12 protein-coding genes, 1 tRNA gene and 1 pseudogene are annotated in these 11,147 nt (G+C 73.0%); 11 read left to right on the forward strand and 3 right to left on the reverse strand.

What is annotated here, in order from left to right; all coding sequences use genetic code 11:
* Positions 1-61 precede the first annotated feature (61 nt).
* The 9 genes from G567_RS0114735 (at position 62) to G567_RS32155 (ending at position 6,040) form a co-directional block, all read left to right on the forward strand.
* A complete protein-coding gene (locus tag G567_RS0114735; RefSeq protein WP_028930599.1) occupies positions 62-613 on the forward strand; it encodes a hypothetical protein in 552 nt (183 codons plus the stop codon).
* A complete protein-coding gene (locus G567_RS0114740) occupies positions 610-1,161 on the forward strand; it encodes a class F sortase (RefSeq protein ID WP_307724176.1) in 552 nt (183 codons plus the stop codon). Before G567_RS0114735 ends, G567_RS0114740 begins: the two co-directional genes overlap by 4 nt.
* Complete coding sequence (locus G567_RS0114745; protein ID WP_028930601.1) at positions 1,158-1,448, forward strand: hypothetical protein; 291 nt, start codon at positions 1,158-1,160, stop codon at positions 1,446-1,448. The genes G567_RS0114740 and G567_RS0114745 overlap by 4 nt, the downstream gene beginning before the upstream one ends.
* Entirely contained in the window at positions 1,448-2,446 is a 999-nt protein-coding gene (locus G567_RS32150) for an N-acetylmuramoyl-L-alanine amidase (protein WP_051233066.1), read from the forward strand. The genes G567_RS0114745 and G567_RS32150 overlap by 1 nt, the downstream gene beginning before the upstream one ends.
* Complete coding sequence (locus tag G567_RS0114755) at positions 2,443-2,676, forward strand: hypothetical protein (protein ID WP_028930602.1); 234 nt, start codon at positions 2,443-2,445, stop codon at positions 2,674-2,676. The genes G567_RS32150 and G567_RS0114755 overlap by 4 nt, the downstream gene beginning before the upstream one ends.
* Before the next feature lie 19 nt (positions 2,677-2,695).
* Positions 2,696-2,950, forward strand: a complete 255-nt coding sequence (locus G567_RS0114760; RefSeq protein ID WP_028930603.1) for a holin — start codon at positions 2,696-2,698, stop codon at positions 2,948-2,950.
* The gene (locus G567_RS0114765) at positions 2,950-3,309 is read left to right on the forward strand and encodes a hypothetical protein (protein ID WP_028930604.1); all 360 of its coding nucleotides are present in this window, start codon (positions 2,950-2,952) and stop codon (positions 3,307-3,309) included. The genes G567_RS0114760 and G567_RS0114765 overlap by 1 nt, the downstream gene beginning before the upstream one ends.
* A gap of 308 nt (positions 3,310-3,617) precedes the next feature.
* Positions 3,618-4,067, forward strand: coding sequence for a phage tail fiber protein (locus tag G567_RS0114770; protein ID WP_028930605.1), 450 nt, complete (start codon positions 3,618-3,620; stop codon positions 4,065-4,067).
* A gap of 14 nt (positions 4,068-4,081) precedes the next feature.
* Complete coding sequence (locus G567_RS32155; RefSeq protein ID WP_028930606.1) at positions 4,082-6,040, forward strand: hypothetical protein; 1,959 nt, start codon at positions 4,082-4,084, stop codon at positions 6,038-6,040.
* On the opposite strand, the gene G567_RS0114780 is transcribed toward G567_RS32155, so the two are convergent.
* A complete protein-coding gene (locus G567_RS0114780; RefSeq protein WP_028930607.1) occupies positions 6,037-7,263 on the reverse strand; it encodes a tyrosine-type recombinase/integrase in 1,227 nt (408 codons plus the stop codon). The two genes, G567_RS32155 and G567_RS0114780, sit on opposite strands and share 4 nt — an antisense overlap.
* A 100-nt stretch (positions 7,264-7,363) precedes the next feature.
* A tRNA-Leu gene (locus G567_RS0114785) sits at positions 7,364-7,437 on the reverse strand.
* 105 nt (positions 7,438-7,542) lie between these two features.
* On the opposite strand from G567_RS0114785, the gene G567_RS0114790 reads away from it, so the two are divergent.
* A complete protein-coding gene (locus tag G567_RS0114790) occupies positions 7,543-8,178 on the forward strand; it encodes an ANTAR domain-containing response regulator (protein WP_028930608.1) in 636 nt (211 codons plus the stop codon).
* Positions 8,179-8,230: 52 nt separating this feature from the next.
* Here the strand turns inward: G567_RS0114790 and G567_RS35530 are convergent.
* Positions 8,231-9,046: pseudogene (locus G567_RS35530) on the reverse strand (transposase); the annotation flags it as partial.
* Between the two features lie 838 nt (positions 9,047-9,884).
* Between G567_RS35530 and G567_RS0114800 the strand changes: the two are divergent.
* Positions 9,885-11,117: a branched-chain amino acid ABC transporter substrate-binding protein gene (locus G567_RS0114800; RefSeq protein WP_028930609.1), complete on the forward strand. Its 1,233-nt coding sequence runs from the start codon at positions 9,885-9,887 to the stop codon at positions 11,115-11,117.
* Positions 11,118-11,147: the final 30 nt, after the last annotated feature.

The following is an 11,147-nucleotide window of genomic DNA, read 5'->3' on the forward strand; positions in this document are numbered from 1 at the left end:
CGATGGTCGGTCTGTGGTGACCGGCCGCCACCGCCGACGACCCGTAGATCGGAGAACCCCTGTGAATCCTGCCCGGATCCTGGTCGGGGCCGCGGTCGGCGCGCTGCTGGCCGTCGCGCCGACGACCGCGCTCGCCGCCCCCGCCGCGGACTGCCGCGCGGAGGCCGCCGCGGTGACCACGGCGCAACGTGACTACGACGCCGCGCTCGCCGACGCCACCGCTCGGCTCACCGCGAAGGGCGTGACCACCGGGCAGATCGCCCAGGCCCGCCGCATCCTCGAAACCGGGGTGTCCAGTCAGGGACTCGCCGGTGGCACTGTGGACCAGCTGCGCGGCCTGTACGAGCAGGCGAACCTGCGGTTCGGGGCCGCGGATGTGCCGGTCGCGATGGCCGTGCTGAACACCCGCATCGCCTTGGAGAAGGCGGTGGTGGAGCGGGCGAAGTGCGTCCCGGCCCCCGCAGCATCCGGCCCGGGCAGCACCGTCACGCCGCACCCCGACACCGGCGCCGCGAAGACGACCAGCCCGCGCCACACCCCAGCGGACCGCGGCGGCGGCTTCACCCAGGTCGAACGGGTGCCGGTCGGCGCCCCGGAGACGGGCGGGCTGTGAGGCGGCTGCTGCCCACGCTCGGGCTGGCCACGATGCTGGTGGTGGGCTGCGGCCAGCCCGAACCCCCCGCCCCACCCTCGCATCCGGTGGCGCCGGTCGAGGTGGCCGATCCGGTCGCAGTGACCATCCCCGCCATCGGCGCCCACAGCTCGCTGATCCCGCTCGGCGTCGACCCCGACGGCGCCGCCGAGGTCCCACCGGTACACACCCCAGAGCAGGCCGGCTGGTACGAACCCGGGCCCGAACCGGGCCAGCCGGGCCCCGCGGTGCTGCTCGGCCACGTCAACGGCGCCGGCCGCCCCGGGATCTTCGCCCGGCTGCACGAGCTCCGGCCCGGGGACGACGTCACGGTGGACCGCGCCGACCACACCTCGATCACCTACCGGATCACCCGCGTCGAGCAGCTCCCCAAGCACGACTTCCCGACCGCCGCCGTGTTCGGGGACCAGCCCGAGACGGTGATCCGCCTGGTGACCTGCGGCGGCACCTTCGACCGGACCGCCGGGTCCTACATCGACAGTGTGATCGCCTACGGGGAGGCCACATGATCAGCGTCCCTCGGGATGCGCAGTCCCGCGCCTACCGCGAGATGGACAGCTGGGAGCGGTACGCCGACATCGAACTCGGCGCGCACGGCGAGGCCGAACACCCTCCCGCCACCGGACTGGACGGGATCCGGCTGCCCGAGCAGTACGAGGCGGCGATGTGGGACGCCGGCCGCCAGCCACCGCCCACCCCTGGCGAGGCCCGGGTCCAGCTGGCCGAGCGGATCGCCGACCCGGCCGCGCCGGACGGTCCCGAATCCGCCGGCGCCTACGACCACCTGGAGGACTGATGGGGGTTCGGGCGCTATGGCTGGCCGACGCGGCGCGGCTGACCGGTTACCCGGTGCTGGAGGTCGCCGGGTGGCGCACCCGCGGGCACGGCGACTTCCGGCAGCTCGAGGGTGTGGTTCTGCACCACACCGCCGACGGCCCGACCGGCAACTATCCGAGCTTGGGTGTGGTGCGCGATGGCCGGGCGGGCCTGCGGGGCCCGCTGGCCAACCTCGGGCTCGCCCGCGACGGCACCGTCCTAGTGATCGCCGCTGGGGTGGCCTGGCACGCCGGAGCCAGCCGCTGGGCCGGGTTCGCCGATCTCAACTGGACATTCCTCGGCATCGAGGCCGAATCCCGCGGCACCGTCGACGACTGGACCCCCGCGCAGCGCGACGCCTATCCGCGGCTGGTGGCCGCGCTGCTGCACTACATGCGCCGCGGCGCGGACCGGGCGTGCGGCCACAAGGAGTGCGCGCTACCACCCGGCCGCAAGATCGACCCGGCGTTCTGGGATCTACCCGCGCTGCGCCGCCGCGTCGACTGGATGCTCGCCGACCCGCTCGCCCGTATCCCGCGTTTCGCACAGGAGGACACCATGCCCACCGCCCGAGAGATCGCCGACGCGATCCTGGACACCCCGATCGACCGCCACGGTGACATCACCGAGGCCCAGCGGGAGCGGCCGACCACGCTGCGCGCGGTGCTGGCCTGGTCCGACCACAACTTCGTGCACGGCCCTTGGTCGTCCCCGGTGGGCGCCGACCTGACGCAGAAGATCGGCGAGGTGCACCGCACGTTGCAGTTCGGCCAGGCCGGGGTGCGCACCCCCGGTGACCTCGTCGCCTGGTTGCACGAGCAGTTCGGCCGGCTGAGCTCGGTGGGGGACGCCGGGCAGGTCGCCGACGCGCTGCTCGAGGCCGGGCTCGGCCGGCAGGTCGCCGCGGCCTTGGTCGCCCGGCTCGGCCCCGACCCCGACCCTGACCCCGAGCCGGAGCCGGGGACTTCGGCGGCGTGACCCGTCGGCGGGCCTGGGATCTCGCGTGGGCCGCGTGGGCCGCCGCCACCCTCTCCTCTTTCGCCTGGTTGGAGGCCGCCGCGCTGCGCCGCGCCCGGCATCCGACCCTGTCGCGCACGCTCGCCCGGTGGCTCGGGGTGCACCCGCGCCGGCCGTGGGGCCGCGCCGCGCCGCTCGTGTTCCTCATGTTCTGGGCGTGGCTCACGGTCCACGTGACCCGGATTCGATGATCACGAAGGGAAGATCCGGATGACTACTATCGCGTTCTGGCGGTCCGCTGCTGAGCGGTCCGTCAAGACCATGGCACAGTCGCTGCTGTCGCTGTGGCTGGTCGGGGACGTCCTGTTCAACCTGCTGGCCGTCGACTGGCCGCTCGCCGGCGGGGTGTCCCTGGGCGCTGGGGTGATCTCGCTGCTCACCTCGATCGCGTCCGCCCCGGTGCACGGCGACGGCACCCCGTCACTGGTCGGCGAGGGCGACCACCGGCCGCGGCACGCCGTCTGATGCCCGCCGTCCGGGCCGACCTCATCGTCGAGGCCGGCTCCTACGAACCCCAGTACTGGGTCATCACCGACCCCGACTCGGGCCAGCCGCTGGACCTGACCGCACCCGGCTACCTGGTGCATGCGGTCGTCTCCTCCCGGGAGGACGGCACCGGTGATGTGCTGCTCGACCTGCCTGACACCTCGGTGTGGCGGCGCACCGCCGACGGCCGGATTTATTTCGAGCCGCCGTCTGCCCTGTCGGCCGGATGGGGGGCGGTGCGTGGCTTCTACCAGGCCGAACTGTCCCATCCGGCGGGGGAGACCGTCCGGTTCTCCCAAGGCCGGTTCATTGTGGACCCCGAGCTTGTGAAGGACTGACAAATATGCCAACTGACATTGTTTCTGGCAGCTATCACGTTTTCCGAGGAATCGGAGCGTTCGTTGCAGTGGACACTCAGACAGTGGAGACGCGCTACGCTCCCCCCGGGAAAGATTATCATTAGCGTCCAGGCGTTCGTGGAGCATCCCGTAACCGGAGAGCGTAGACCTCTTGTGGCAGAAGTAAATAACGATGCCACTAGTTTCGATGTGTACGTCAAGAGTTTTGAACAGGGCGTCGCAATGAATGGTTATGCATGGATGATCTGCGCAAGCCTGCCCGCCTGAGCCTGAGGGACTGATGACTCATGGAGATCTTCCCCAACGAGGGGCTGGACTACCTGCTGGGCATCGTCCCGCGGGGCGGGGCCGCCCCGTCCACGCTGTACCTGTTCCTGTTCACCTCGCAGACCGCGGCCACGGTGCCGGCCGCGGACGCGGTGCTGGCCACCGAGACCGGGGTGACCGAGGCCGCCTACCCCGGCTATGCCCGGGTGGCGGTGGCCGCCGCAGACTGGGGGGCGCCGGTGTCCGAGACCCTTTGGTCGCAGGCGGTGCGCGCGGTGACCGCCGAGCAGAAGGTGTTCCCCGCGGCGACCGGCGCCGACGCCACCCCGATCCACGGGTTCGGGGTGGCCACCGCGGCCACCGGTGGGGTGGCGTTGTGCTACAGCAATTTCGACGACGAGGTCGCGATCCCCGAGCTTGCGCTCGGGGACACCATCAAGGTCACCCCGAAGTTCGGGTTCAGCGACTGAGCGGGGGCTGAGCGGTGCCCACCACCGGCCCGGTCTACGCGGGCGCCGCCGCCGCGGTCGCCCAGACCTGGGCCGGGCTGGGTAACGCCACCGGCGGCCCGGACAACGCCACCGCGACGTGGACCTCCGGCACCGGCAACACCACCGGCACCGTCGAGCTGTCGGGCTTCGGGTTGCACGCGGTGCTCCCGCCCGGCGGGGACGCCACCAGCGTCACGGTCACCGTCCGCTCCTCGGTGTCCGACACCTTCACCCTCCGCATCGCCAGCCACACCGCGCAGCTGTACCTCGGCGGTACCCCGGTCGGGTCGCCGACCACGCTGACCAAGAACACCGGGCTCACCGACCAGGCGTTCGTCGTGCCCGGGCCGATCCCGTACGCGCAGCTCGCGGATCTGCGGGTGCGGGTGTCGGGCACCAAGGGGGTGCAGAACACCACCACCACCGTCGCGGTGGACGCGGTGTGGGTGGAGGTCAGCTACGAGCAGCCGTCGACGACCCACGAGCAGACCGGCGGCGCCGCCGCCCGGGCCGCGGCCGGCGGGTGGCGGCTGGTCACCGGCCCCACCAGCTACGCGCTGTCCGGGGCCGCGGCCACCGCGACGGCCGCCGCCGGGGCGAAGACCGTCACCCCGGCGGCGACCCACGTCACGGCGGGTGGGGCGGCGGCCGCCGCGGCCGGGTCCGGCACCAGGACCGTGACCCCACCGGCCGTCCACATCCGCGGCGGCGGCGCCACGACGGTCGCCGGCGGCGGCGGGGCCGCGGTGCTCACCCAGCCGGCCACCCTGGCCCGGACAGGCGGGGCCGCCGCGACCGGCGCCGGCGCTGGTACCACGGCCGTGGAGCGGGCCCGGACAGGCGGGGCCGGCGGCCGCCCGGCCGGCACCGGTTCGGTCACCGTCACCCCGGCCGCAACGCACCCCCGCACCGGCGGGGCCGCGGCGCGGGGCGTCGCGGCCGGGGCCCGGGTCATCGACGGTCCCGCGACGATCATCAAGACCGGTGGGGCGGGTTGCCGCCCGGCCGGCTCCGGCGCCCGGGCGCTCGCGCATCCCGTCGTGCACCCCCGCCTCGGCGGCGGATCGGCGACCGCGGTCGCCGGCGGGCCCGCGACCGTCACCAGCCCCGGAACCAGCGCGAAATCCGGCGGCGCGGCCACCGGCCTGGCCGCCTCCGGCCAGCAGGTGGTCACCCCTCCCGCGACCCATCACCGCGGCGGCGGGGCCGGGTCGCACGGGGCCGGCGCCGGCGCGGCCGCCGTCACCTCGGCCACCACCCTCACCACGCATGGTGGGGCCGCGGCCGCCGCCGGCGCCGGCGGGGCCGCGACCGTCGCCCGGGCGGCCGTCCACCAGCGGGGCGGGGGAGCCGTGACCGTCCCGGTCGCGGCGGGCGCGGTCGTTGTCGCCTCGCCGAGCGCGGCGGCGCGGACCGGTGGCGCCGCCGCGGCGCCCGCCGCGGCCGGGACGGTCACGGTCAAGTCCTCGGTTGTGCACCGCAAGTCCGGTGGCGCCGCCGCGGCCGCAGCAGGCACAGGGCAGCACACGATCACCCACCCGACGACGCACGCCCGGACCGGTGGTGCGGCGCCGCTGGCGATCGCCGGGGGCACCAAGACCGTCATCCACCCATCGGCCATCAGCAAGACGGGTGGCGCCGCCACCGGCCCCACCGCCATCGGGCGGTGGACGTACCCCAGCAGTCACATCGTCACCGGCGGCGCGGCCGCGGCCGGGGCTGCTGCCGGGGCGTTGACGCTGCGCCGGGCGCTGGCCGGCTGGCCCCCCGACATCAGCGGACCACACCGCCACCCGCTCCTCGACCTCACCGCCCCGACGGCAGACCCGCTGATCACGACGAGCGGCCCCCACCCGGAGCCGCCGTTGAAAGCCGCGGCGCCGGCCGCCGACCCGCTGGTCTCCGTCACCGGGCCGGCCACGGAGCCGCTCGTGCGGGCCACCCGCGGTTAGGTGTCCATCCAGGCGGCGTCCATCACCGCCGCCCCCTCCGGATGCAACTCCCCCCGGGCGATGTAGACATCGGTCAGCGTCGACAGCTTCGCGTGCCCGGTCAGGTCACCGATCTGCCGGGTCGACAACACCCCGGCGTCGTGCCAGATCGTCGCTGCGGTCTTGCGCCACGCGTGGCTCGACATCCAGTCCAGCCCCACCCACCGCCGGGCCTCCCGGATGTAGCGGCCGGTGTTGTTCGGGTGCTTGTAGCCGACCCCGCCACCCCGGCGGGCTACGGGGAACACCGGGTCGGTGTCGGCGCCGCGGTCGCGGGCGGCGAGCGCCTCGACCACGAACCGCGGCAGCGGGATCACCCGCAGCGACCTCTCCGTCTTCCCGCGGTGCACCTGAAGTCCCTCCCCCTTGACCGCGACGACGTTCCCCGAGATGGCCACGATCGGCACCAGCCGCATCCCATCGAGGCCGTCGATCGGCACCCCCTCGAGGTCGACATCGCACCAGCGCACCGCGAGCGCCTCACCGAGCCGGACGCCGGTGCCGAGCATGAACCGCACCAGATCGGGCAGGTCGCGGCGCCGGGCCGCCTGCTGCGCCCTCCGCTCCTTGGGGTCGTCGGACTCGCCGTCGAGCCAGTCCAGCCAGCGCCGCCGCTCCTCCGGGGTGAGCGCCCGCGGCCGCTTCCGCGCGCCACCGCGGATGTCTTCGACGTCCCGGACCGGGTTCGACGGCAGCGCCTCGTGCCGCACCGCCAGGCCCATGATTGCGCTGACGACGGTCCGGACCCCCTTGCGGGTGCCACTGGCGTAGCGGGTGCCGAGCCCGGTGAAGAAGTTGTCCAGCCGGGCGACGGTGCACTCGACGAGGCGGAGGTCCCCGATCTCCGGGAGCACGATCTTCTCGAGCCGGTGCCGGTAGCGGTCAGCGCTCGTGCGAGTCAGGGCGCCGTCCGCGACCCTCGCGTCGACCTTCAGCAGCCACAGCTCCGCGGCGCGGCGGACGCGGTGGTGCGGCTTGAGGTCCTCGTCGGTGACGCCGCGGCGGTCGGAGAGCTTGTGCTGCAGCGCCCGCCGGGCGGCGGTCTTCGACGGGCCGCGGGCCTCGACCTTGACGGTCTTGCCGGTCATCTCCCGGTAGCGGCACCGCGCCACGAACCGGCCGGGGGAGAGTTCGCGGACGGTGATGTTCCCGTGGTGGCCGAGGTCGAGCGGCGGGCGCGGCATCAGGCTCTCCATCAGGGGTAAACGCCGAGTTTACGGTGGGTGATCTTGCTTTTTGGGATCATACCGTAGGCGGAGCCATGCCCTGACCTGCTGTGATGTGTGCCCCCGGTGCGACTCGAACGCACACTGGACGGATTTTGAGTCCGTTGCCTCTGCCGATTGGGCTACGGGGGCCCGGACGTGTCACCGCACACGACGCCGGGGATCACATCGGGACGCCCAGCCTAGCCCGGTAGCCTTTCCCTTTGTATCCGACCCACCGCTGAAGGAGAACGCCTGGTGACCCAGCAGGTTTCCGAGGACCCCGAGGCCGCCACCGCGGCCGGTCCGGCCGAGGGCTGGCGGGTGCTGGTCGTCGAGGACGAGGCGCTGATCCGGCTCGATCTCACTGAGATGCTGACCGAGGAGGGTTACCGGATCGCGGGGGAGGCCGCCGACGGCGAGGCCGCGATCGACCTGGCCCGGGAGCTGCGTCCCGACCTCGTGATCATGGACGTCAAGATGCCCAAGCGGGACGGGATCGAGGCGGCGGCCACGATCGTCGAGGAGAAGATCGCGCCGGTCGTCATGCTGACCGCGTTCAGCCAGCGCGACCTCATCGAGCGCGCCCGCGATGCCGGTGCGATGGCCTACCTCGTCAAGCCGTTCGCGCGGCACGAGCTGGTGCCGGCGATCGAGCTCGCCGTCTCCCGGTTCGCGGAGAAGCGCGCGCTGGAGGACGAGGTCGCCAGCCTCAACGAGCGTCTGGAGACACGCAAGGTCGTCGACCGGGCCAAGGGCCTGCTCATGACGCGCCAGCAGATGACCGAACCGGAGGCCTTCCGCTGGATCCAGCGCACCGCGATGGATCGCCGGACGACCATGAAGGCGGTGGCCGACGCGGTCATCGAGGGGCTCGCCGTGCCCCATAACTGACTGTGGTGACCATCATATTGGGTAATCGTGCCCTGAGCTCGCCTTTTAACCCTCAGGCGGCCTTGTGGATGGCGGGGTGGCGTGGCGCTGGTCCTCGGCGGCTGCCTTTGGGTCGTCCGGGTGATCGGCCGCAGGGTTTCGGTGGACTGGCCGGGGAGCCCAGCAGCGGCAGCCGCCGGGGGAATCCCCGGCGGATGCGGGTCGGGGTCAGCCGGGAGGTCGGCAGCCGGCGTTCCCAGGGCAGCCGGGTGTCGGCGGCGATCGGTCGGGCCAGCCGCAGCTGGGTGTCGGCGGCGAGGATCAGCCAGGTCCAGCGATCGGCCTGCTCGGGGGTGCGGATCCGGGGTGTGGTCCAGCCCAGGGCCTGCTTGCAGAAGCGGAAGGTGTGCTCCAGGTCGAAGCGGCGGAGGTAGGCGCGCCAGCACAGGTCCAGGTCCGGCGCGCCGGGGCCGGCCCACCACAGCCACAGCGTCTTGACCGCCCGGCCGCGGGGGCCGGGCAGGTGCTCGACCCGGACCCGGATCACCGTGCCGGTGATGATCGGGGGCCCCGCGTCGCCGGCCCAGCGGCCGCGGCCGGCCAGCTTGGGATGCAGGCCGGGCCAGGCGGCCACCTGCACGTGGCCGTATTGGTCGTCGCGGGTGGCCAGGGTCTGCGCCGGCGCCGGTCCACCGGCCGGGTCCGCGCAGCGAAAGCGGGCGCCGTGCCGGCGCGGCCGGCCCCGCTGGCCGGGAGCCCGCGTCCCCGGGTCGGTGTAGAACACCCGGTCGGAGCGGATCCGCACCAGCACCGCCACCGGCAGGTCGGCCAGGTCGACGGTGAGCGCGATCGGGTCGTAGCCGGCATCGAAGACGAACAGCGGCACCGGCCCCCGGCACGCCCAGCCGACCGGTCAGCGCCCGGACCTGGGCGGCGGTGGCCCGCCCGAGATCCTCACCCGGAGACAGGCGGCGGACGTCGAGCGGCGCGGTCCAGGAGTCGCGCGCCCCATCCAGCCGGGCGATCCAGGAGTAGCACCAGCCGGCCACGATCGGCTGGCCAGCCGAGTGCCGGGTCGGCGAGTAGTCGAACCCCCGCCCGGGGGAGCACTCGGCGTCGCAGCGGGCCCAGGTGCTGGCGTCCACCGCGAAGGTGGGTGTCCCCTCGCCGCCGCGGTGCGCGACCAACACCTCGGCCAGCCGCGCGGCGTCGATCTCTCCGGCGGCGAGGGCGGCATACACGCTGCCCCAACCGCGCCGGTGCACCGGCAGCAGGCTCAGATGCGGGAGCGACGGCATCGCCTCGGCCGCGAGCAACGCATCGACCAACTCGAACAGCGCATCCCCGCGCCGGCCCAGACACCCGTGCAGTTCCCCGCGGAAGCCCCGCAGCCGCTGCCGACCCGCGGCGATCAGGCCCTGGTCAACCTCATCCGTCAGCGTCAGACTGTCCATCGCGGCCACCGCCGTCGCTTCGAAGCGTCGCAACCTCGAAGGATTCCGCGGTGGCCGCCCTCACGCCAGACCCCGCATCACACTCGCGCAACCCCGACCGCCTGAGGGTTAAAAGGCGAGCTCAGGGAATGCAAGATTCCGGTTGCGGTCTGGTAGAGGCCCACCCGTCCTGATGGCTCGGGTGTGATCAGTCCCATAACGTCCGCTACGCTCTCGGCAGCGTTGAGAGTGCGGCGGCCCCCCGGGGCTTGATCACCATGGAAGGACATCAGGATGAGTCGGAAGCGGGCGGTCGTCGCGACCGCTGCGGTTCTCGCCGGGGCGCTGGTGCTCACGGCCTGCGGTACGAACCGATCGGAGACCGGTGGCACCGCCGGAGGGTCGTGCGATACCAGCAAGGGAACTCTGGTCATCGGGATGATCGCACCGCTGTCGGGTGGGCTCTCCGCGCTCGGTCTCGGGATGCGCAACTCCGCCGAGCTGGCGGTCGACCAGGCGAACCAGAAGTGCACGGTGCCGGGCTACCGGCTGGCCTTCCAGGCCGAGGACGACCAGGCGACCGCCCAGATCGCGGGCCAGGCCGCGACCAAGCTCTCCTCGGACCCGAACGTCGTCGGCGTCGTCGGCACGCTGAACTCCTCGACGTCGCAGTCGGTGCAGCCGATCCTGGCCGGTAAGAAGATCGTCCAGGTCTCGCCGGCCAACACCAACCCCACGCTCACCCTCGGTGAGGCCCCCACCACCGATCCGAAGCGCCCGTTCCCCGGCTATTTCCGGGTCGCGACCACCGACCTGGTGCAGGGCCCGTTCGCCGCGCAGTACATGGTGCAGAAGGCCGGCAAGAAGAACATCGCCGTGATCGACGACGGCAAGACCTACGGCGCAGGCCTCGCCGAGCAGTTCGCCAAGGAGGCCACCCGGCTCGGCGCCACCATCGTGGCTCGCGAGAAGGTGGGGGAGAAGGACACCGACTTCTCCGGGGTCATTGCCAAGATCCGCCCGCTGAACCCGGACGCGGTCTACTACGGCGGCGAGTACCCCGTCGCCGGTCCGCTGTCGGCGCAGCTCGCCGGCGCCGGTCTCGCCATCCCGCTGATGGGCGGCGACGGCATCGTCGACGCGGACTTCGTGTCCCTCGGCGGTCGGCCGGGCGACCTGGCCACCAACGTCGGGGCGCCCGCGGAGAGCCTGCCCAGCGCGACGGCGTTCATCGCCGACTACGAGGCGGCCGGCTTCGCCGAGGAGTTCAGCGCCTACGGCGTGCTGACCTATGACGTGACCAACGTGATCATCAATGCGCTGGCGAAGGTCGCCGACGGCGGCGCCTTCGACGACGCGAAGCGCCAGGAGCTCATCGACGCCGTGCAGCAGACCAGCCTCGACGGGGCCAACGGCAAGGTCGCCTTCGACCAGTACGGCGACACCACCAACATGCTGCTGACCATCTACTCGGTCGAAGGTTCCGACTTCGCCCCGGTCGAGACCGGCACCTTCCGGTCGAGCTGAACCCGGGCCCCGGCCGGGCAGGACAGTCCT

It is taken from the genome of Pseudonocardia asaccharolytica DSM 44247 = NBRC 16224 (genome assembly GCF_000423625.1).
GTDB lineage: Bacteria > Actinomycetota > Actinomycetes > Mycobacteriales > Pseudonocardiaceae > Pseudonocardia > Pseudonocardia asaccharolytica.

Coding starts and splice junctions, on each gene's coding strand:
- G567_RS0114770 (WP_028930605.1), top strand. CDS start 3,618: ATGGAGATCTTCCCCAACGAGGGGCTGGACTACCTGCTGGGCATCGTC.
- G567_RS0114780 (WP_028930607.1), bottom strand. CDS start 7,263: ATGCCGCGCCCGCCGCTCGACCTCGGCCACCACGGGAACATCACCGTC.
- G567_RS32150 (WP_051233066.1), top strand. CDS start 1,448: ATGGGGGTTCGGGCGCTATGGCTGGCCGACGCGGCGCGGCTGACCGGT.
- G567_RS0114760 (WP_028930603.1), top strand. CDS start 2,696: ATGACTACTATCGCGTTCTGGCGGTCCGCTGCTGAGCGGTCCGTCAAG.
- G567_RS0114800 (WP_028930609.1), top strand. CDS start 9,885: ATGAGTCGGAAGCGGGCGGTCGTCGCGACCGCTGCGGTTCTCGCCGGG.
- G567_RS0114765 (WP_028930604.1), top strand. CDS start 2,950: ATGCCCGCCGTCCGGGCCGACCTCATCGTCGAGGCCGGCTCCTACGAA.
- G567_RS0114745 (WP_028930601.1), top strand. CDS start 1,158: ATGATCAGCGTCCCTCGGGATGCGCAGTCCCGCGCCTACCGCGAGATG.